The sequence below is a fragment of the Pedobacter cryoconitis genome (assembly GCF_014200605.1).
GTDB lineage: Bacteria > Bacteroidota > Bacteroidia > Sphingobacteriales > Sphingobacteriaceae > Pedobacter > Pedobacter cryoconitis_B.
This window is the reverse complement of record NZ_JACHCE010000004.1, coordinates 1-23,058: the sequence shown is the minus strand read 5'-3', so window position 1 is coordinate 23,058 and position 23,058 is coordinate 1. Positions and strand designations below refer to the sequence as shown.

The window sequence follows — 23,058 nt, the reverse complement described above, 5'->3', positions numbered from 1 at the left end:
AACAAGTACATGGCAATTTGATCGGTGAACGATTATTGCTGCAAGCCGGATATCTGAAAAAGGTAAATATAACTGTGCAGGTTATATGGAAAGGGTTCTGGTCATGAGCGACTCTTTTGCAGCCTTAAGGCATAGGGATTTCAGGGTATATATTGGTACGCGTTTGTTTTTTACTTTCGCCTATCAGATGCAAACTGTAATTACTGGTTTTTACATCTATCACTTAACAAATAGTGTCTTTTTACTGGGATTGTTCGGGCTTTTTGAAGCTGTGCCAGCAATTGTAGTTTCATTGTATGGCGGTTACGTTGCTGATAAGTCAGAAAAGAGAAAGGTGTTACTCTGGATTTATACAGCTGTATTACTCTTTTCGCTGGTCATGTCAGGAGTTACAATGACTAGTGTCAGGTCATATATATCGTCCGGGGCAATAATAAAAATCATCTTTTTTCTTGTTTTCTGTAATGGGGTAGCGCGTGCATTTTTAGGACCTGCAAACTTTACAATTTATACTGATAGCCTGCCAAAAGATGCTTATGCGAATGGAAACAGCTGGAACAGTACCATAAGACAGGCAGGATCTATTCTGGGGCCAGCCGTGGGAGGTATGGTATATGGTTATTTTGGAATAACTGCTGCATTAGGATTAATTGTTATTTTTATTTTAATCGCCCTGATCACAGCCTGTTTTCTTAAAAAGTACCCGCCTGCTTTTATCCCTAAAGAGAATTTCTGGAAGAGCCTTGCCGAAGGGATACAGTTTGTTTTCAAGAATAAAATGATGCTGGGTGCAATGAGCCTTGATCTGTTCTCTGTTTTTTTTGGAGGCTTCGTTGCTCTTTTACCGGTTTTTGCAAATGACATCTTAAAGGTTGGGCCGCAAGGATTAGGACTAATGCGTGCTGCGAGTTCTGCAGGTGCAATTTTAGTGATGCTGCTGATGACGAAATATTCCCCGATGAACAAACCCTGGCGGAATTTGCTTTTAGCGATTACTGGTTTTGGCCTGTCCATCATCTGTTTCGGATTGTCTAAGAACTTTTATTGGTCACTTTTCCTGCTTTTTGCCAGTGGTGGATTTGATAGTATAAATATGTTAATCCGTGGGACTATCATGCAATTACTAACACCAGAAACCATGCGGGGCCGGGTATCGGCAGTAACGTCCATGTTTATAGATTCCTCTAATGAGATTGGTGACTTTGAATCTGGCACCGTTGCGGGATTTATTGGTACAATACCAGCGGTCATTTTTGGCGGATGTATGACTTTATTAGTGGTTGGGGTCACGTATTATAAAACTAAAAAGTTCCTGCTGCTAACTGTTGAAGATATCCATTAGCAAAAGCAGTTTTTTTCAAACAAGGGAAACCTTATCATCTTAAATTTTATGAAGTTATTTTCATCGCTGATCATGCGTATAGCAGTGATTCTATTATTTATTATCGCCAATTCATTCTTAAGCGAGGCACAATCTATTGATAAAGGAGAGATTAAAGGAGCAGTAGTTGACTCTGTTACGAATGCAGGTGTCGATTTCGCTACGGTCAGTTTATTCAAAGCTGGTGCTCCCGAACCTTTTATTCTGATGAATACAAATCAAAAGGGTGAATTCCATTTTGTAAATATTCTTCCGGGAGTGTACCGGCTTACTATTGATTTTATCGGCTATCGCCGGAAAATTATTAATCCTGTCGTTATAGCTGCTAAAATGCCAGGCCTTGCTCTTGGCAATATTAGATTGTCTGCTGCCGGAAATGTGCTCAGGGAAGTAGTGATTCAGGCTAAAGTTCAGGTTATGGAGAATAAAGCTGATAAACTAGTCTATAACGCAGCTGCCGATATTACTTCTCAAAGCGGGGTAGCTACTGATGTGTTAAAAAAGGTTCCCATGGTTTCTGTAGATATAGACGGCAATGTAGAATTACAGGGAAATGCAAATGTCAGGTTTCTGATCAATGGCAAACCGGCTAATATATTTGGCTCCAAGATATCGGATGTTTTACAATCTGTCCCGGCCAGTCAGATAAAAAATATTGAGGTGATGACCAGTCCAGGGGCAAAATATGATGCTGCGGGCACAGCTGGAATTATTAATCTCGTTTTGAAAGATAACCTGATCAAAGGTATCAATGGCAGTGTGAACTTATCGGCGGGAACCCGTCTTGAAAACGGTTCTTTTAATCTGAATGCCAGGAATAAAAATCTGGGTTTAAGTGCCTTTTTTAGTGCAAATAAACAATTAAATTCTAATATCGCCAATCTTGGAGACAGGTTATCTTTTAATTCTGCTAAAGATACTTTAACCCGGTACGTGCAGGACCGCTTTAGTCCGTTTACAAAAAGTGGCTATCAATCAGGTTTAAGCATAGATTGGAATATTACCTCTAAAGATGTATTGACAGCTACTGTGGGACTAAATCAGAATATTACTCATGGAACTGGCAGAATTATGCAGAACCAGCAAACTTATCTTTCTACTGGCAGGGTATTGTCGGATATTACGAGTGAGCGTACAGATGCTACAGATTTTGGTGGAAATTCTCAAAACTGGAGTTTGCTTTATAAAAAGACGTTTTTGAAAGAAGGCAGGGAACTGAACTTTGCTTATGTAGCCAGTGCGACCCAAAACAAGAATTACGATTCACAGCTGACCAGTTATCAGAATGGAGCATTCCCAAATAGTGGAATCAAAAGTGATAATCCTGGAAATGACCGGGAAACTGATATTTCCATAGACTATGTTGAGCCCTTAGCAAAGAATTTCAAGATAGAAACCGGTGTAAAAGCTGTATTTGAAAATATAAATAACAGTGTGGTTACAGACAGTTTGTTAAATAACGGAACTTTTGTAAATAATCCGGGTCAGACTTATAAGTTTAATTTTACAAGGAAAATCTATGCAGGTTATATTTCAACTTCCTTTTCTTTGTTCAATGACTTTTTAAATGGAAAAGCGGGTATCCGTTACGAAAGAACGGATATCCATTCGGACTTATCAAATGATGCTATACCGGGAAATAATATATGGGCACCAAATCTTTTAATTCAGCATAAACTAAATGAAACGCAGTCGGTTAAGTTCAGCTATGCTTACAGGATACAAAGACCGGATTATGGAGACCTGAACCCTTTTCTGGAGATTATTGACCCACGCAATATCAGTACCGGAACCCCTGAGCTGAAAAATGAAACAGGCAGGAAATTTGAATTGGGTTACAGCAAAAGCTTTGCTAATAGTAGTAGTCTTTATATAGGTGTGCTTTATAACAGAAATAGCAATGATATCCAGCATTTTACAACTTTTTTCCCCATATATGTTGCAAATGGGACTACTTATAATAATGTTTCTCTTACGAAGACTGCAAATATTGGATCACAGACTACTTTAGGATTAAATATTTCGGGTTCAGCAGTTATCAATGATAAGTTAAGCTTACGTGCTAATCTGCTTTTACTTGAAAAAAACAACCTTGTTCCGGGCTTACCCAGTGTTGGCGGATTTTCCTATAATGCGAACCTGAATGCTACTTATAAACTGAGAGAAGATCTGGTTGCCGAAGCGTTTGGTATGATAGATTCGAAAAGGACGGATTTTCAAAGTATTCGTCCCGGTTCTTATAATTATACAATTGCTGTTAGGAAACAATTGTTTAGTAATAGGGCCAGTATTGGTGTGACGACCACCAATCCTTTCAATCATTATACAAATCAATATTCCAGCGCATATGGCACAGGCTTTACGCAAACCAATTTAAGACAACAAACAATGCGTTCTTTTGGGGTTATTTTTGGTTATAAATTTGATCGTATCAGGAATAATAAGGAGGGAGCTTCTTAGGGCAGAAAATGATTTTATACATCAATAAAAACTCGTTTTCTTTAAAAAAATCAAACAGCATCTTGATAAAAGCCTTAATAAGGATTTAGATAGTCATATTTATGCTAATTATAAAAAAGAGAACGTTTTTTTTATGGTAGAAATCAGTCATCAGGACTCTGAAAAATATGAGCAGTCAGCTTATCTTGAATTAGCATTAAGAAGTCATGATAGGTAAGCAATATTCAAAAAAAAGCCATCTCATACTTGCTATGAGACGGCTTTCTATAAAATGATCAAACAGTTCTAGAAATTATAACGGAGTGTAATTCCATATGTTCTCGGATCACCAAGTACACCTGCATATAAACCAGAGTTACCTGCAGCTGCCTGTAATTGTTCGTAATAGTTTTTATTCGCAATGTTTCTTGCCCAGAAGAATACGGAGAATTTATCTGACTTAAATCCTAATCTGGCATTCAGCAGTGCATAACCTTGTATATTTAATACACGTGAAGGTGTTGGGTTTGAAGAATATTCTGAGCGGTAACTCGCATCTGCTGCGATAAAATATCTGCCTGTGATGTTCGCTATCTTACCAGGGTTACTGAATTCTGCACCACCTGAAACATTCCATTTAGAAATACCTGGTAATCTGCCTCCTGAGGCATCTTTAAATGCCACCTGCGTAGCTACGCCATTCACAACTTCTGTATGTCCGGTTTCTTCTAATGGGAGCGGTGCATTCGTAAATTTCACATATTTTCCGTCAAGATAAGCCAAAGCAGCATTTAAAGTCAGGAACCTGCCCAATTGATAAATTCCATCAATTTCCAGACCTTTCACATTAACTTTCTCTGCATTGGCAAGATAACCTCTGTTTACACCCAGTTGTGGTGACTGCACATTGGTTTGATAGTCTTTGATATCTGTAGTGAATGCACTGATATTTACTATCGCACCTTTAGCAGGTTTGGTTTTAACACCTAATTCGTAATGCTGAACGTATTCTGGTTTAACTACAGCTACAGACAAGTCTGCTTCTCCAGTAGATGTAGTTGGCAAACCACCCACGTTCACACCAACTGGTTTGTAAGCAGTAGAGAAAGTTCCATAAGCATTTAACTTTGGAGAAGGACGGTAGGAAAGCGTGATATTACCAGATAAATTATTGTTATCTACATTGGTAGTGAATCTTTGATTGCTGTAAACAGCAGCTTTAAGCGCAAGCAAATCGGCATTTGTGGTTTGCAGGCCACCATAGGTTACCCTATCATAATTCACATCTTTTTTATCATAAGTATATCTTAATCCAGGTAAAATGTGAAAGTGATTTAAAAATTCCCAATCCACCTGAGCAAATACAGCAGCACTTAATGATTTGATAGTTGAATTGGTTTTAATACCGTAGCCATCTAACAAACCAGGGGTTGAGTATAAGGCCTGAGTACCAGTATTACTTGTCTGTACAAATCTCCACTGATCTTTACCAACTTCTTCGGTTTGGTCTAATCCTTTTAAGTTCTGGCCAAGGGCAAATAAACCTATAACACCACTTACTTTTTCCGATAAGTTACCAGCGTATCTGATTTCCTGCGAATATTGATCGTGGCGGGAGTTTCCCTGAGATTTGGTTAATGCTGCAAGTTCAGAGAAATCTCTATCATTTGTAGGGTCCCAGTTCCAGAATCTCCAGGCAGTAGTTGAAGTCAAAGTTCCTTTGCCAATCTTATAGTCGACATTTACAGAGATACCCCCAATTGACTGATCATGTTTCCAGGGCGTATTGGTATTGATTGTTCTGGATGCCGGATCTACTACAGGCTGCTGATAGCCTAAATCAGAAATGATTTTTGCATATTGACGAAACGCACTTCTTTCTGTTGTTGTGACACCAGCAATTACCAGAGGGTAACCTGCCGGATGCTGAATGCTGACATCACCACTTAACAATATTTGTAATTTATCTGAGGGGGTAAAATATAACTGACCTTTAAAACCAAGGTTGTTTTGACCGCTATATCTGCGCTCTTCTCTCGTATTGTAAATTGTACCGTCACGCTGAGTTCCGGAAATCGATAATCTTGCTGAAAGATTTTTCGCAACAGCTCCGGTAACCGATGTTTTGGCCTGCATGAAATTATAGTTTCCAAAACTCAATTCAACTTTTCCACTTGGTGTTTGAGTCGGTTTTGCGGTAGTGATGTTAAATGCACCAGCAGTAGTATTTTTACCAAATAAGGTTCCTTGCGGGCCGCGAAGAATTTCTATTTGCTCGATGTCAAGAAAATCAGTAGAGGTAGCGGCAGGACGGGCCTGATAAACACCATCTACATAAAAGCCTACTCCGGGATCAATACCATCGTTCGTTAAACCAAATGTCGAACCTAAACCTCTGATATTAAGCGTTGTATTTCTAGCATTCGAAGCATACAACTGTACAGAAGGTACCAGCTCTTTTAAACGGTTAACGTTGAAAGCCCCTGCATTTTCTGCAGCTTGTCCTCCGATAACAGTAATTGCAATAGGAACATCCTGTAATACCTCAGAACGTCTTCTTGAGGTGACCACGATTTCGTCCAGTAGTGCGCTTTCAATCAAAACTAACTCGAAAGGTGTATCCTGAAATTTTAAGATCTGAAAATCCTGAGATTTGTAGCCCACTGAACTCACCTGCAAATAAAATGGAAGGTCTTGCTTTGAATCGATACTGAATTTGCCGTCGACATCTGCAATCGCAGATATCTTAGTACCTCTGATCGTTACTGTTGCATGTGGTATTGTAGTGCCGTTACTACTTTTTATGACACCTGTGATTGCACTCTGGGCAAAGACAAAATTTGCCGTGAGCAAAAGTGAAAGGATAATGAGTAAATGTTTCTTCATCATTTGAGGGTTTAAATGGTTAGTTGGTTATACGCAGCCTGGCAGTTGGCTTTATGCGTTTAGTTTGGGCCTGATTATTTATGAGCTAAAAAGGGGATAGCGTGCAAAGCAAAGCCATATCAATGTTTTTGGCATTTGTTGGAATTCAAAATATGCGATGGGATTTGCAGACGTTTTTGTCTTGTCCAGCGGAATACTGAACAGAATCAACAACAACAGTTACAGTCTAATAGGAAGAGGATTCTTTCTTCATTAGATGTATGTTTTTTCATGAGCATGAAATGTAGTTCTGTTTTCATTAGATTCTATATTGTTGGTTTTGGTTATACGAATATAGGATTCTTTTTTATTAAACATATAATATCTATAGATTTTATAGTATTTATTTTAATAAGGAAAATATGAATAGAAAAACGGGGGTTAGGATGGCGTATGATTTAAATGGCTATTCAGGCTCTTGATAAAATCAATCAGATTAGCTTTCTCTTTTTTAGTTAGTTGCAGCGGCGCTTCGTCCAGGGTTTGATTGGGAATCCTGATACCTGTACCTGCGCCACCTCCTTTGTTATAGAAATCGACTACTTCTTCGAGCGTACGGAATACTCCATTATGCATATAGGGTGCTGTCAGTGCAGTGTTTCGAACGGTAGTAGATTTAAAAGCATGACGGTTAAAATCTCCGCCCTGTATACTATAGAGCCCTAAATCAGGATCGATACGCTTGCCATTTCTTTTTTGAGGTACACCAATTACTTCTGCTTCTATTTGCACATAACGCGGTGGTAATACACTATTGAACAGGGGAAGGTAATGACAGGTTGCACAGCGTGCTTTACCCATAAATAAATTAAAACCTCTTATTTCGGCGTTTTTAAGTGCATGCTGATCGCCCTGCATATAGGAATCAAAACGGCTGTTGAGTGCTGTCAGGCTACGTACGTAACTTGCCAGCGCATTCATGACTTCGAAGGTGTCAATCCTGATACGGTCCTTTTGCGGATAAGTGAGGCTGAACAATTTGCGATAACTGCTGTCACGCCAGAGTTTATTTGTTGTGAGAAGCATATCTCCGTGCATTTCCTCTTTGTTCTGTATCACGCTCATGACCTGATCTTCTAATGAAGGTGCCCGCAAATCGTAAAACTGTGCAGGTTGCAAAGCTGCATTGATTAATGAAGGGGTATTGCGCCTGATCATTCTTTTTCCGGTGACATCAAGATTTTTGATAAGCCCATCTGTAAAAGCCAGATTTGGCTGATGGCAGGAAGCGCAGCTGCGTTTACCATTACCGGAGAGCATGGTATCAAAGAATAGTTTCTTTCCTAAGGCTATTTTTTCAGTAGTTGCAGAATCTCCCAATTCGGCAGTAAAAGCATTACGGTTAAAAGCATTTTTATCAAATAAGGTTGCAGCATCCTGATTAAGCAGACGGTTATAGCGAACATCAGGCAGTTTTAGTTTCGTTTTTAATGTTTGGAGTGATCGGGTTAATGGATTTGCATATTGGGTGATAAAGGCGGCGCGGTCAAATAGATCAAATGTTGCAGGATACTGCAGATAACGAATTGCAGGATCAAAATCTGGCAGGGGAGCATAATGATCAGTAGCCTCCTTTACACTTTGCAATGCAGCCGCTGATTCAGCAAAACATCTTTTGGATAATGGATCATCGAAATCATTTAGCCCAATTGTCTCTATCCGGAATACCTCCATTTTTACAGCATCCATTATTTGCCAGTCATGCAGGTCTGCCTTTTGAAAGTATGCACTGAATTCGGATGCATTGATCTCCATCTGGCTTAATAAGTGTTCCAGCTCTTGTTTTTTGTTTGGGTCGGGGTGAGGAAAAATGTATTGCTCGACGACTTGCAACCCTGATGGTTGAGTAACCAGTCCGCTTAGTTCAGTTTCGGGAACCGGAGGGCCGTTCACTTGTCTTGCGGTTAATGGCACAAAGTATTCAGTTGCCCACTCCAGCCTTTTATAGGCTAGTCTTACCTTGCGGAACTGTTGCTGGAATAATTGGCTTTGAGTCCGGTCTTTTTTTGTCGCCCGCAGCAATTTAACCTCACTAAGCAAATCGTCTGCCTGGTGAATTAATTGTTGTTTAATCTGAACAGCCGGAATATCCGGCTGTCTCAGAGAAAGCAGTGAGACCGTTACCAACCCCAATAAACCAAAAATGATTAGTTTAGAAATCGAACGCATTGCTTAAAGGATCTGCTTGCTGGTCACGTTTATTGAGCGGTTTTAAGCCCCATCTTTTTTCTATGAAAGCCAGGATACTTACAGTTTCATAAGAGGTATGGTCTACATAGTTTTTCTTTGCAAAAGGGGAGATTACCAAGGCTGGGATACGCGTTCCAGGTCCCCATTTGTCAATTACAGGAGGAGCTATATGGTCCCAGAAACCGCCATTTTCATCGTAAGTAAGAATGATAGCTACGTCTTTGCCGTTTGGACCATTAAGTACTGCATTGATCAGTTCTACGGCATGACTTTCTCCGCCGGTTATAGTCGATTCACCTGGATGCTCGTTTTCCAGTCCGATAGGTTTAACAAATGAAACTGCTGGTAAAGTTCCATTCTTTGCAGCATTCAGAAATTCAGTTTCATCTTTCAGATGTTCTTTTCTGCCTGGCGTTCCCTGAGCATAACGTGTGAAATAAGCAAAAGGCTGATGATGATAAGTAAAGGAAGGATCTGGTTTACCAGCAACAGCGTTGTCCCAGCCACCTGAATACCAGGCCCAGGAAATACCTTTATCCGATAAACGGTCACCAATGTTAGGTCCGGTTAGCGTAGGTACCAGGAATGCCGGATTTCCACCCGCAGGATACAGATTGATTGAGTTGATGGTGTTCACCGCATAACCATCGGGTGTAACAGTACCGTCTTTAATGAGCTTGCCATTAGCATCAACCTGAGCTACGATACTTGCAGGAGCATTAGGAAACTTTGGTGAGGCAGCAGCAACCAGCCACTGGTGATTTAGAAATGAACCACCAAATACGCTATGGAAGAAGTGGTCACATAGTGTGTATTTTCTGGCAAGTTCATATAAAGGAAGATCTTTGGTGCGGTAATAACCCATTGCAAAACCTTTGGTGAAGTTATGCTCGGCATATTTATTCATCATACCTCCGTTAATCTGTAACTGCTCCTGGTAAAAACGGTGTGTTACATCTGGGGTAACCTGATCTGCGGCTACATATTGATCAATATTGAAATAAGTATTAGGCAGGTTAGTGGGAAAAGCACTGCTTCTTGGAATTGGCGGCAGCGTCTGATATGGCTGACCTGTGTGGTCCAGCTGAATAATATTTTCTTTTTGGGCTTGCTCCAGGCCATCTGCACCAGGGAATTGTCCGTACAAATTATCAAAGCTGTGGTTTTCCATGTAGATCACTACAACATGCTTCACTTTATTTAATTGGGCAGATGCCGGCACAGCTGAAAGACTTAAAGCCGCCAGCAAAAGGAATGGGGTTTTGAGAATTGTTCTCATATAAAGATTAAATGAATATAAATTTAATTCACGATTTACGTAATTGAGCAGGCACGAAGATGTGCTATTGAAGGGAAGAGATCAATTATTTTATGGTGCGCCTGGCTGGAAACAATGATGCAGAAGCTGCTGATACCAGGAGATATGGTAGCAGGGCAGGTCTTTAATAATCGTATTAGCAAAATGATAGATAGAACTAACTACTGTCTTTTGTGTAAGCACCATGATTCTGGATACTTCAGCATTTTGTTCATGTTTATCATCTTTTTTTTTGACTAACCGCTGTAACAGGCTCCAGGCATGTGCCGGGTTGTTTTTATAACTTTCAGTGGTAGTGATCTGATAGACCAGGAAAGGGCGCATCAATAACATCAACACCCCAAGGGTGAAGATAAAAATGCCGATTCTGTTTTTACGATCCATCAGTATGAAGGGGTGAAAGTACAGTTTATTGTTGTACTTTCCTAAAAGAAGGGGATTAGTAATCGCGGGGGATCAGTAAGTTTTTGGGTAAAAACAAAAATCCCTGAATCTTTCGGGTTCAGGGATTTGATTAAAATGAGAAGAGTGACTGATTACTATCCATTATAGACATAGATCATTTTCGCTTTTGATTTTTGCTTTGCTGATATACGTTTGATATGGTCTTGAAAATCGTCATATTCTTTCTGGTCTGCGGTGACTAACTTGCCTTTTTCATACTGTTCTTTAGCAGCAATAAAATCCTGTTGCTGCTCAGCATAACTCCCCATTAATGCATGAAATTCTACCAATGATACACCAGGAATGAGCAGTGCTTTTTCTGCAATCTGAGCAATCGATTTATGCATTTTTAAGGTCACTAAAAGTTCTAGGTAATCCATGTAACTATCAGGGAATGAAGGGTCCAGATCTATACACTTTTTAAAGTGATATCCAGCTGTCTGATAATTTTTAAACTCGTAAAAATAACAATAACCTAATTGATAATGTGCCCTGGCATAATCAGGATCAGCATCTATGATTTCATTAAATAAATGAAGTGCTTTGGGTAACTCACCAAAAGTAAGTTCTTCTACTGCCTGAAGATATTTCTCGTCCGCAGTATATAAAATCTCCATAAGGATATATTTTGTTTGTCAGACGTTAATAAAGTCTTAACAATGATTTGCTAATAAAAATGTATTGAATTTTGTTGAAGGGAATCCTTCTGAAATAGAAATTATGGTACTATTTCATACCCGAAACTACTAGCGCAAAGACGTTGCAGCCAGAGTTTAATTTGATATGTAAGGTATATAACATATATGTATGGTGTTTTTACAAAGATATAAAATAAAACACCAATAGTATAATCGTGGTCAGTTTGATTGTCAATGATAGGTTTTAAGCTTAAAAGGTATCATTGACAGTCCAAAGTCCGGCACACTATTTTCATCTGTAAAACTGCCAAAGGATTGATGTTCATCAGTGCCTGAATCACAGGCAAGTTCTTGATTGGTTTTAACGTATCCGCGTAATTCATTTTCATAATTATTTAATCCCATTAGCAGATCGTGTTTATTAGTGCTTAATTCTCCTGCCAAAACATAAGCACCTACCATGGCAATTGTGGTTCCCTGTCCGGTAGCAGGAGATACGCTGTAACCTGCATCTCCAACCAGAACAACCCGATCTTTAGACCAGTTGTCCATAATGATTTGGTTCATGGAGTCAAAGTAGAAGTTAGAGGAGGTTTGCATATGTTCCAGTATTTTTGGAAGGTTATTCCCAACATTTGGAACTCTTTCGGTTAGCAAAGCTTTTTGTGTCTTAATATCATGGTAATCGTAGTCTAAAGGTTCATCAGCACTGAACCCCAAATAGGTTCTTGCTTCGCTGTCTTTTTCTTTAACGATACTGACTGCAACAGGAATGCCTTCATGTTGGAAGAATACTTCCCAATGGTCGAGATTAAGGAAATTAGGCATGGTAAATGTCGCTACGTAGTTACCGAGATAGCGCATAAATTGCTTATCAGGGCCAAATACGAGTCTTCGTACATTTGAACGTAACCCGTCTGCGCCGATAACCAGGTCGAAGTGTTGAGGTGCTGCATGAAGGAATGTTACGTCTACACCTGTTTCATTTTGGTGGATCGATATGATCGTATCATTGAAAATATATTCTGCCTGATTATTAACTGTCTGAAACAAAATACGACATAGATCATCACGCAGTATCTCCAAATCAGGGCTGTCTAGTTTGCCTCCGGTCATTGTACGTTCAGTACTGCTGAAAATTTCTTCTCCGGATGTGGCATCAATTACAGACATCCCTTTTAGTTTGGTACTGTTGTTACGGATAAGTTCTAATATCCCCATTTGTGCAGCTACTTGTAATGCCGGACCACGAATATCGAGTGCCTGTCCTCCGGGACGAATATGTTCCGCACGTTCTGCAATTGTGACGTTAAAGCCATATTTGATTAGCCAGTAAGCTGTGCTGAGCCCTGCGATACCTGCACCTGAGATGAGTATGTGTTTTTTTATTGATTCCATTTTTTATACAGTTAATCTGATTTACAAATGAACGTCGTATAAATAGGATAAAATATGGTAATAGGGAGTAGGTGTTGGACTAAACGGAGTTTTTCTTCTTAAAGACCTTTGGGGACATACCTGCAACTTTGGTAAACAGCCGCGAAAAATATGGATAATCATCATAGCCTAATTCAGCTGCAATTTCTTTTATGGATTTGTCAGAATGGTAAAGTAAACGTTTTGCCTCCAGGATAATACGTTGTTGTATATGTGAGGAAATGGATTGACCAGTTGTATTTTTGACGCACTCGTTTAGATAATGGGTAGATATATTTAGTTTTTGAAAGTCAACATCAATAGGAGTGGTACCTTTTTCCTGGAGAAAGAATAAGTGGTAGTCATCCCGGTGCGCATGTGATGCTTCGTCGAAAGTGCGTAATTCTGTAATTGATGCTTTTCCAATGGCAATTCCTTTGCCGAATTTGTCGGTCATCAGGTTTATTGGAATGGAAGGTTTTTTAGGCATCTGGGTTTTTGGATGTAAAGATAGTTTTTTGGTAGACCTAAGCCATCAAAATTAGATTTTGATGGCTCGTTTGTAAAAATATTTAGAGGTATACACTACCTTGATTTTGAATAAATTATACAGAAAGCGGAGATCAAACAGGTTTTTCATCTCTTTATTCAATCAATCTGCAGAAGGATTGTATTACATTTGATTTCTAATCTTAAACAGTATGAGTAGTACTACAAATAGTTCGGATAGGGTCTGTGAAGGGTATATTGAGGAATTGACTTTACACTATCAAGCCTATTTTGGTTTGCCAGGTAAACCTTTAAAACTTACTAAAGGACCAACTGAGAAATTACACAGCGATTTCGTTGTTTTGGAATTCCCACCAACTGATAAAAATGCAATGTTCTGTTATTGTACGGTTGGTATGTCTGTAGATAGATCCGATGATCATCTAATTGAACTATTTGTTTATGCTCCAAAAGCAGATATGCAGTTGGTTGAGCTTTTAACAGTTTGCGCATCGTATCACAGAAATAAATCTCCATTAGGTTTGGATCATACTGTTAATATCGGCCAGCCCTGGCTGGATAATTCGAAATGTGACCATGGTTTTATTTCATGGCCTTATTTGGATGGGGAAGATCTGGCTGTTTTTGAAGTTGAAGGGAAAGGAGTAGGGTGTTATTGGCTTATTCCGATAACGGAGCAAGAAAGGGATTATAAGATTGAAGCTGGTACTGAGGCACTCGAACAACTTTTTGAAGATAAGGGGATTGATTATTTGAATTCGGGAAGAGAGAGTCTTGTTTAGTGAGAAAATCCTATTAGATGATTACGATCAATGAACGCGAAGATCTGAACTTTTAACTGTTTGCGCATCATCATCATAAGTTAAATAAGATTGACTATTCATTATGAATGAAAGAGATATAATTCCTAAATTAGAATTATAAGTATTGAAATACGCGAACAAAAAGAAGATCAAATAGCAGAAGTCATTTCAGATGATATTTTGGTCAGAAATGCGAAAGAATGATTGGAGCTGCTTGTTGATCTTTGTTTTTAGTCAAAAAAGCTTTGGCAGTTTCAGCTCGTTTTATATGATCAATAAAATATAAAATCCCCAGAATTAATGAAAAGCGAACATACAGAAAGGGTACCTGAAAAATCATCGAATGCAGTATCCAATAACCGTTTTGCATCAAATGGAATCAGTATGCCTGCCGTTCCTGTGTTTCAGCAGCCGGAGGAAAAGCCTATACAAATGAAATCGAATAATACCGGTTTACCTGATCAACTCAAATCTGGTGTGGAACAGCTTTCAGGCTATAGTCTTGATGATGTTAACGTACATTACAATTCAAATCAACCTGCACAATTGAATGCACATGCTTTTGCACAGGGCGAAAATATTCATATTGCCCCCGGCCAGGAGAGACACCTTCCGCATGAGGCCTGGCATGTGGTGCAACAAAAACAAGGAAGAGTACAACCAACTTTGCAAATGAAAGGTATAGGGTTGGCAATAAATGATAATGAAGGACTGGAAAGTGAAGCGGATGTAATGGGAGGAAAGGCGCTTAATATTGCCAGAGATCAATCTCTTCCACTGTTAAAAAATGTTTCCCCGGGTATTGAGGTACATCAGCTGGAATCGGTAATTCGCCCCAATCATGGAATACCAGAAATTAACCTTTTACCAGATTCTCATTCCAAAAAAAAGCTGACTGAATCGCTCGCTGAAAAAGGTGTTGATGCAGAAAATGCAGCTACTGCAAGAAGTAAAACAATCATTATCGCTGCAAAAGAAGCAGAAGCGAGAGCCTCAATCAGAAAGGCAATTGATAAAAGTGAGGACACGATAGAACTTTCGGCTTTCCTGGAAACGATTAAAAATGAATTAAACCTGATTGATATTATGATGGTTGATCTTGGAACAGCTCAGGCAGCAGTAAAATTCCATATTAACCCCTGGTTTATAGAAGCAATCCCATCAGGAAAGGTAATCTGGAGGATGATTGGTACTGGCATACACAGCAAGCCAATAACTGATGTACATTGGGAATCTGAGAGCTTAACTATTGGGACTAAGGCAGCAATGGTAGGAAAAAGAATGATTGCAGAGCCATTGGCTCCAGATCATGAACCGGGTTCCAAAAGTACTGTTGATAGTGACCAAACACTTATGATGGCTCAATTGGCTAATGCGGGCAATACCTCTGTTTCTAATCATTCTAAATATATAAAAGGGCATCTGTTGAATGACCATGTAGGCGGACCAGGAGAAAGTTTAAATCTTTTTCCTATTACAGCCGATGCAAATGCGAAGCACCTGGCTTTCGTTGAAAAATATATTAAAGCACAGATCTCAGACAATTATGTACTCGTATATGAAATTGTAGTTTCTCATGATGCTCCTGTTAAATTAAAGAACGGACAACATTCAATCAACGCTAAGTTTAATTTTCACTGGCAATTAATGAGTACCGCAGGGATAGCATTTCTTGCCAAACATCAGGATGAAATTCAATCGGTATACGAAAATGCAGGTGACGAACCTTTTGATATACCCACAGAATATAATGGATTGTTTTTTCCATTAAACAGTGGTAAATCTACTCCTAACGTAATTCCTCAACCTGGTCAGATGCATGAACCATCTGTCTCCTCGCCGGCTATGGTGACCTCTAAAATAGTCCCCACCTCAAGTCATATTACGACGATGCCTAGTGGATTTTTAAGCAGCTCCAGTAGCGCTCCTCCACCTATTGACTATACCGGTAATCATAGTAAATTGGATACGGTTAAGAACTTAAATTTTATCAGTACCAGAAAACCAGACTTATCCCTGAAACCTGGTAGTCAGATTTTAGTTGCGGGTTCATCTGTTCCGGTAACTGTAGTGAGTTTAGATAATGCCGGTGGTGGCTGGATAAGAATTTATTATAAATAGGGGTTTATACGGTTTATTCTAAAAGAAGGATTGCTGTGTTAGAAAGTTATCAGACAAAATTCAGACAACTTGTAGCATGGAAGTTGCCTGGCTCCGATATTTCGGAAGTATTAGTGAACTGTAGCTTTGTACGTTTTTTTGAGAATATTTATCTGTATATTGCTGTTAAATTATTCTCTCCCAATGAGCTTACCCGCTGACAAAACTCAACAAATCAAGGCTCAGGCACCTGCTAACATAACTGTTCAAAAACAAAACAGCAGTAATTCACCTGCTAACTTTGTTGATAACAGACCGGAAGCCATAGCACAAAGAGAATTACAGGAAACTATAAATAACAGTCCCCGCATACAGCAATTGAAAGCTTATCAGGAAATGGCTGATAGTTATACCCATAAAATAAAACAACGAAAAGAATATATTGAAGAAGACCCTATTCATGAAAAATCCGGACCTATTCAAAAGAAAGCTAACAACACTGGCATACCTGATAACCTCAAAGCAGGAATAGAAAACCTGAGTGGTTATGACATAAGTGACGTCAAGGTGCATTACAATTCCGGCAAACCCGCACAACTCAATGCACACGCTTATGCACAGGGGACAGATATTCATATTGCCAACGGGCAAGAAAAACATTTACCCCATGAGGCATGGCATGTTGTACAGCAAAAGCAAGGCAGGGTAAGTGCGACAAGGCAGTTGAAGCAGGATGTGCTGATCAATGACGATACCGGACTGGAGGCGGAAGCGGATCAGATGGGGCAGGCAGCCTTATCCATAAGCCCTGTTGCACGGCCTGTATACATGAAAACTACAGCCGGTGATACCAGCCAGCGTAAGGTCATACAACTTATTACGACCCAGATCGTCATGAATGATAGTTACCGGATAACGCAGGTGATCATTCGTGGACGCCCCCCGCGCGTGCACAAGGATTCTATGGGAGATCACACCACGGCGTTCATCGTGCATACAGAAGGTATCAATATTGCCTTGCAGGGTAAGACACTCCCGGAAGCCGGAGTATATATTGAATTGCTGATGAAAGATTTGCAGCATTTACCCGGTGCGAAATTTATGGGAATCGGTGCATCAGGCAGCGTCGGAACTGAAACAGGTGCAAGATTCATGTCTGAATTCGCTGCATTAAACGGCCATATTAATACATTAAAGATCATTTTAACCAGTGAAATGGTGGATTTTAACCTGGGCCTGCAACATATTCAACTAGCCGTGAGCGCCTATCTGAATGCAAGGGAACTGGTGCCATTCAGTACGATCAATGTGGCGGCAAAAAGTAAAGGATTGGCAGGTAAGGGCCGCGGCGAATCCCGTCCTGCAGCTATTCTAAGTACTTACGAACGCGGAAATGGCGACAAACTGGAAGACTTTACACTCATTAACGCAGTATATAAATTATTTGATGACCAGTCTTCCGCCATGATCGCAGCGGAGCCATATGAACCTATGGTGCAGAGGATGAGTGGCGGCTTGTCTTTCGGTGATTACAAAGATATGGAAACCAGGTTTATGATCATTTGGGAGCAGCATAGAAGAAGCATTGAAAGAATGTTCCCAAAAGTCTATGCAAAAATAAACGGCAGCTTACATACCACGCATTTGCTTAAAAACCTGGAGACAGTAAAAGCCATCAACTTTATTGACCTGCGTACTCAGATGAATAGACATTTATCGCTTCTGGGTAACTCTTTGCGAGATTATCAGGTGAATTTTACCAGGTCTATCGTCTATAGAGGCGCATTAAACCAGAAAAAACTGGAAGCGATTGCGCGTATTTACGGGCACCAAAGCGATGCCAGAGCACTTTTGTCAGAAATGTATATAATTAATGGGCAAGCAGATAAAATGTTTTCTGGCAATATCAGTGAGATAGAACAGACTTTGTTTAATACCCAGGCGGCTGTCAACCGAACGATCCCGCAATATGATCCGGCTATCGAAGGTGAAATGGCTATGAAAATGCTTGCCTCTCAAGCGCCAAAAGTACTTACCGCGAGCAGTAACGACCCGAAACGAACAATTGATCATATCAAGGCTTACCAGCACGGTAACCCACTTGCCGATTTTAAGCCGGTTATATCAGATATTCCATCCCGGGACCTGAGTGGTTATAAGCGTCCGGGGCCGCAGGGATCAGCAGGTTCCGACAATAAAGTTCCGATAAGCACACTGACCATGGGTATGAGTACCATGTCTATACAAATCGTCCTGGACTCCTCCGGCGGACTAATTAGAGATATGCTATCAAGCGGCAGGCCACCATCACCATTTAAAGCAACCATGGGTGCACATACAACTTCCTGGATTGTACATCTGGACCGCATACGGAACATTATTGCCGGAAAAAATATTCCTGCGGCCACTGCTGAAATTTTAGTTTTGATGGCGAGTGTGCGGACGTTAGCGGAGAGTAGGGTATACTCCAACAAAAAAAACCTGGGGGATAATGCTATTAATATTTTTGATACATCATTCGCGGAGATGAACAAGTACGCAGCCATAGATCCCGCCACTTCTAATCTGATCGTCCTTCAGCAAATGATCAATGCCACTCTTTCATTTTATAATCTCATTCCTGGGGTATCGACTGATAAGATCAACACCAGCGGGCATGGTGAAGGCACTTACCGACAAACAATCTTACGGTATGAGTTTTACGGGCACGGTAGCCAGTCTGAACTGCGAACAGCAATTGCAGGCTTATATGACGGTGGCCGTTCAGGGCAAATGTTTGATTTACACGGCACTTTTATTAGACAGGCCTATCCAAAGGCTCATTTATTTGCTACAAAAGGAGAATCCACAGTAGAAAAGAGAGAACTTCCAAAAACCCCCATTGCCCAGGATATTGAAGAAGACGACTCGGATAGACAATTGAGCACCAGCGATGTCAAGGAGATGGAGTCATTTAAAAATGATGGTAATTGGCTGGCAAGCGTTAATAACTGCCTCATCAATGCCATTACTGATGGGGCCGGTATTGCAAGGGCGACTGGCGACCAGGTGGTTGCTATCCGGCACCTTATAGGCGCACCCCTGGGTGAAATGCTTTACGCCTCAGAAAGGATTTTAAACATCATCACCCTGCAACTCGGCTTGCAGGCGCGGGGAGTCATTGTTTTATACCAGGGCGGTGATGGTACCGACCAGACTACCACAAGGGGAGCACATCCGATTTATATTTATCATGATGGCATCAATCATTTTACCGCGCTGCAGGATCATGTTCGAAAACCGGCCCCAATAAAAGACGAAGCTGTTGCTATAGCTGAAGATTAATTAGCACAAAGTTGCATTTGTGTTTTGGAACAATAGAAGAAAAACTGGACATTTTCTTTATTTTAGAACATTGAACCGGATCATGTGATTTTTTTTAAGAAAACATCTGTTTCATCATCATCCACAATTAAAATATGGAAATGAATATCAGCACTGTTGATCAGTTGCAGGGCGAAATACTGAGCGTTGCCGAAGATAATTACCAAAGGGGTTGATGAGAAATATGGACAACAAATTTATCCACGTGATTATTCAGGTTAAATGAAGGAACAAACTCTATTAATGAAATATACTATAAAACTGCTTTATATTTGGATAGTTGCAGCTGCAACCGGTTGTAATAACGCTTCGGATGAAATTAAAATACCCTATCAGGCTGTGGCCAAGAGTGATACAGCCAGTCTTAAAATTATACTCAAGAAGAAAGAGTTTTATGGTCAACTGGAAGTTAACTATAGCGGGCTATATAAAGATTCCGGAGATGTATCAGGGATTGTAAAAGGGGATACTTTAAAAGGGAGTTTTTATTATCAGCGTTATGGAAAAGGACCAAAACGAAGGATTCCGATAGCTTTATTAAAAAAAGATCATCAGCTAGTCATGGGCATAGGGGAGATGGAAGTTTATATGAATATAACTTTCTTTAAAAAGGGTGTTCCGATAGATTATCAACACTCAAAATTTGTATTTCAGAGATTACATTAAATGAAAAACTCTCCAAAGTGCCAGAGGATTCCTGATGGATCATGCAGAAAACATTCTTTACCCCAGTCTTCGATGCGGATAGGCGTTAATCTGACATTTTCATACTTAGCAGGTAAATCTAATGCAACAAGCTCTTTCCAATAGCGATCAACACTGTCAACTTCCAGAAAGATCATGGTGTTTTCTATCCATTCCCTGGCATAATAGTTCTGTAAATAAAAAGATAAAGTACCAGTTTGAAAAACAGACATTTCTGAGTCTATTACACCTTCTTCGAATCCCAGGTCACGGTAAAAACTTCGGGACAATTCAAAGTCCTTAGCACCGATAAATGGCCGGATTGATTTGCCTTTATGTTCCATAGCATTAAATTTTAAAATTATTTGCTCCTTAATTTACATCCAACCTTTATTGCCACTTTCAACCTGGTATAACCAATAATTTACCAAATGCTTAATTTCGGTATAATTACCGTATTTAAAGCGGATTTGTCCGGCGGCGGTGTGCAGACAAAGATGACCAACATCTACACCTTTATGCCATGGGTATTGAAAAGTTGTAATGGCTTGTATTTTATCAGGCATGATAATTTCGTGTGAAATATCCCAAATGCCACTTTTTTTTATGATAAACTCTTCGTTTACAGTAATATCATGTCTTTTGTAACTAATGTAAATCATCAATACACCTGTTAAAAAGTAAAAACCTGCTAACGGTAAATAAGGACTGATTTCTACAACGTTGAAACCAATAATTAAAAATACAACTACTGGTATAACCAGATTGAAAAAGATTGGAAGGTTTAAAAATCTCCAATTGGGTATAAATATTTTACCCTTAGCCGGAATTTTGCCCAATATCATTTTTAATAATTCATCTCGTTCATTAGCATTGCAGCCTACAATTTCCAGGGTATTGCCTTGCATTTCATGACCATCCTTACTTTTTCCATAGTGAGCCTGCTTTAAACTCATATTTAAAAGCCTTATTTTTTTCTGCAAAAAATTTTGGGTATACTTTGTAATCTGAACTTTTTTTGGATTAACTAACGTATTCTTCTTTGCAAATAAACCGTAAGATATTAGTAACGAGTGCTTGTGCCGGGTAATTTTGAGTTCGAAATATTTATAAAATACGCTAACTAAATTGAAAATTAAGAATAACAGCAATAGCGTAACAACTAGAATCGCAATAGAAAACATGGTAGCCATACCGCTCATTAGCGACATATAATGAATACTATCGATTTTAAAAGCTTTAATAATTTGCTGTCCCTCATGAAATAGTGAGGCTAAAAACAAGATTAACAAACCTGAACTTCTTCCGTAATTTGAAGTTAAACCAACTTTAAACAAAGTCGAGGCACTAATTTGAAGGATAGAGAGATCTTCTGTGGTGATATTTGCTTCATCATTTTCTTTAATATCAAGTGCAAAATCAGTGCTTTTATTAAGTAAGTGCTCTTTTAAATTATAAGCTGAACTTTCATCAATAGCCATTATATTCGCTTCCACACCATTAGAGCCAGCAGTATCAATCTTTAATCCATAAACGCCAATAATTTTCTGAAGAATGGTTTGATTGATGTTTACCTGCTGAATTTTATCAAGTTGAATAATAATCTGATCTCTATTAAAAATTCCCTTGTTAATAATGAATTCTTGCTTATCCTTATTTAAAAAGAAAGTAAATTTTAAATACCATAGATATGCAAAAAGAAAGCTCAGGAAAATAACAATTACCAAACCGGAGATTAGGAATATTAAGCTATTGGTTTTCATATTAACCAGCGATATAGCAAAGGGAATAATAAAAATTTTCACAATTTGTAAAGCTGTGTGACTTCCCATAATAATTATTCCTGCTGCTGATTGGCGCTGCGGTTTACTGAAATCGTTTTCCATTTATTCTTCAATAATTGTTGAATTTTCAGCCAAATTGAGTGTGTTCAGTAACAAATCACGAATGCTTTTAGCTTCATCAATAGGAATTCCTTTAATTTTTAAATGTCCGCTATCGCCACCGGCAGTAAAAACCTGTATAGAGCCGAGTTTGAAAATTCTGGAAAAAATCCCTTCATTTAATTCAATATGCTGAATCCTATTTAAAGGAACAATCGTAGTAGATTCAGCGATTATCCCACTTTTATAAATAACATCTTTAGACCGGATTGCATAACCTCTTTTTTTAAAACTCGCTACAAATAGGAGTATAAGCAGGCCCATAAAAACCAGATATATAGATAGGATTAAAACAATATTGAGTTTAAGCTCATCAATAAAAGTGACTCCTAAACCTATTAATGCTCCAAAAACAATAAAAAAAATAGTAAAGTTGATGAAAATAACTTTAAGGTAATCCCGGTGTGGTTTATTTAGTTCAATTTCTTCGTAGCGCGGAATTCTACTAATATCGATCGGATCATTTTCAAATAGGGACATGATGTTTGAGCTTTCCATTAAATATATAAAACAATTGATCTATTAATAGATGAAAGATGAATTGTTTTGTTACAAAACAGAATGAATTTGTTAGTAGCGGAGCAATGATCAGCAAACAGGAGATAACGCCGATACGTAACTGTCTGTTAATTTGAATCAGTTTATTGCTATTTTTGAATAAAGGGTTAGAGCTTGATACCCTAACTCTCAAATTTGTTTACACTGTTTAGTATTGAAAGTGTTATTGCCTGTAAATTGTGATTAGCAATTCAATACATAATGGTATAGTGAACCACTTGTTTTATAGTTCATTTTATCATTATTAAACACCCTGATTACTTTGATCAGAGATCGGTCAACGCTTCAGCGGAATTCTTAGGGGGAGGAAAGATCCTGTTTTTTTCGGTTTCCATTGATTGTTTCA

16 protein-coding genes are annotated in these 23,058 nt (G+C 39.1%); 6 read left to right on the top strand and 10 right to left on the bottom strand.

The genetic code is table 11. The features are described from left to right. Positions 1-85 precede the first annotated feature (85 nt). Both HDE68_RS13395 and HDE68_RS13390 read left to right on the top strand, forming a co-directional pair. Entirely contained in the window at positions 86-1,342 is a 1,257-nt protein-coding gene (locus HDE68_RS13395; protein ID WP_183882728.1) for an MFS transporter, read from the top strand. 48 nt (positions 1,343-1,390) lie between these two features. Continuing rightward, complete coding sequence (locus tag HDE68_RS13390; protein ID WP_183882727.1) at positions 1,391-3,841, top strand: outer membrane beta-barrel family protein; 2,451 nt, start codon at positions 1,391-1,393, stop codon at positions 3,839-3,841. Between the two features lie 285 nt (positions 3,842-4,126). Here HDE68_RS13390 and HDE68_RS13385 read toward each other — a convergent pair whose 3' ends face one another. The 7 genes from HDE68_RS13385 to HDE68_RS13355 form a co-directional block, all read right to left on the bottom strand. After that, positions 4,127-6,709: a TonB-dependent receptor gene (locus HDE68_RS13385; protein WP_260171764.1), complete on the bottom strand. Its 2,583-nt coding sequence runs from the start codon at positions 6,707-6,709 to the stop codon at positions 4,127-4,129. Between the two features lie 417 nt (positions 6,710-7,126). Further along, on the bottom strand, positions 7,127-8,914 hold the full coding sequence (locus HDE68_RS13380) for a cytochrome-c peroxidase (RefSeq protein ID WP_183882726.1): 1,788 nt from the start codon (positions 8,912-8,914) through the stop codon (positions 7,127-7,129). Next, on the bottom strand, positions 8,898-10,214 hold the full coding sequence (locus HDE68_RS13375; RefSeq protein ID WP_183882725.1) for an alkaline phosphatase family protein: 1,317 nt from the start codon (positions 10,212-10,214) through the stop codon (positions 8,898-8,900). Before HDE68_RS13375 ends, HDE68_RS13380 begins: the two co-directional genes overlap by 17 nt. Positions 10,215-10,304: 90 nt before the next feature. Further along, positions 10,305-10,637: a hypothetical protein gene (locus HDE68_RS13370; RefSeq protein ID WP_183882724.1), complete on the bottom strand. Its 333-nt coding sequence runs from the start codon at positions 10,635-10,637 to the stop codon at positions 10,305-10,307. A 155-nt stretch (positions 10,638-10,792) separates the two neighbouring features. Further along, positions 10,793-11,314 carry a hypothetical protein gene (locus HDE68_RS13365; RefSeq protein ID WP_183882723.1) on the bottom strand — a complete coding sequence of 174 codons (522 nt, stop codon included), beginning with the start codon at positions 11,312-11,314 and terminating at the stop codon, positions 10,793-10,795. 252 nt (positions 11,315-11,566) lie between these two features. Further along, positions 11,567-12,733 (bottom strand): FAD-dependent monooxygenase, encoded by a 1,167-nt coding sequence (locus HDE68_RS13360; protein WP_183882722.1) that lies wholly within the window; start codon positions 12,731-12,733, stop codon positions 11,567-11,569. A gap of 79 nt (positions 12,734-12,812) precedes the next feature. Continuing rightward, positions 12,813-13,208, bottom strand: a complete 396-nt coding sequence (locus tag HDE68_RS13355) for a helix-turn-helix domain-containing protein (RefSeq protein ID WP_260171763.1) — start codon at positions 13,206-13,208, stop codon at positions 12,813-12,815. 244 nt (positions 13,209-13,452) lie between these two features. On the opposite strand from HDE68_RS13355, the gene HDE68_RS13350 reads away from it, so the two are divergent. The 4 genes from HDE68_RS13350 to HDE68_RS13335 all read left to right on the top strand — a co-directional run bounded on the left by HDE68_RS13350 (position 13,453) and on the right by HDE68_RS13335 (position 20,193). Further along, on the top strand, positions 13,453-14,043 hold the full coding sequence (locus tag HDE68_RS13350; protein WP_183882720.1) for a suppressor of fused domain protein: 591 nt from the start codon (positions 13,453-13,455) through the stop codon (positions 14,041-14,043). A gap of 321 nt (positions 14,044-14,364) precedes the next feature. Then, positions 14,365-16,185, top strand: a complete 1,821-nt coding sequence (locus HDE68_RS26365) for a DUF4157 domain-containing protein (RefSeq protein ID WP_221300733.1) — start codon at positions 14,365-14,367, stop codon at positions 16,183-16,185. Between the two features lie 183 nt (positions 16,186-16,368). Then, positions 16,369-19,488 (top strand): DUF4157 domain-containing protein, encoded by a 3,120-nt coding sequence (locus HDE68_RS13340; RefSeq protein ID WP_221300732.1) that lies wholly within the window; start codon positions 16,369-16,371, stop codon positions 19,486-19,488. 282 nt (positions 19,489-19,770) lie between these two features. Next, positions 19,771-20,193 carry a hypothetical protein gene (locus tag HDE68_RS13335; protein WP_183882719.1) on the top strand — a complete coding sequence of 141 codons (423 nt, stop codon included), beginning with the start codon at positions 19,771-19,773 and terminating at the stop codon, positions 20,191-20,193. Here HDE68_RS13335 and HDE68_RS13330 read toward each other — a convergent pair. The 3 genes from HDE68_RS13330 to HDE68_RS13320 are packed head-to-tail and all read right to left on the bottom strand — an operon-like array spanning position 20,190 to position 22,652. Beyond that, complete coding sequence (locus tag HDE68_RS13330; RefSeq protein ID WP_183882718.1) at positions 20,190-20,555, bottom strand: glyoxalase; 366 nt, start codon at positions 20,553-20,555, stop codon at positions 20,190-20,192. The two genes, HDE68_RS13335 and HDE68_RS13330, sit on opposite strands and share 4 nt — an antisense overlap. A 33-nt stretch (positions 20,556-20,588) precedes the next feature. After that, positions 20,589-22,097, bottom strand: a complete 1,509-nt coding sequence (locus tag HDE68_RS13325) for a PH domain-containing protein (RefSeq protein ID WP_183882717.1) — start codon at positions 22,095-22,097, stop codon at positions 20,589-20,591. Continuing rightward, positions 22,098-22,652, bottom strand: coding sequence for a PH domain-containing protein (locus tag HDE68_RS13320; protein ID WP_183882716.1), 555 nt, complete (start codon positions 22,650-22,652; stop codon positions 22,098-22,100). Between the last annotated feature and the right edge of the window lie 406 nt (positions 22,653-23,058).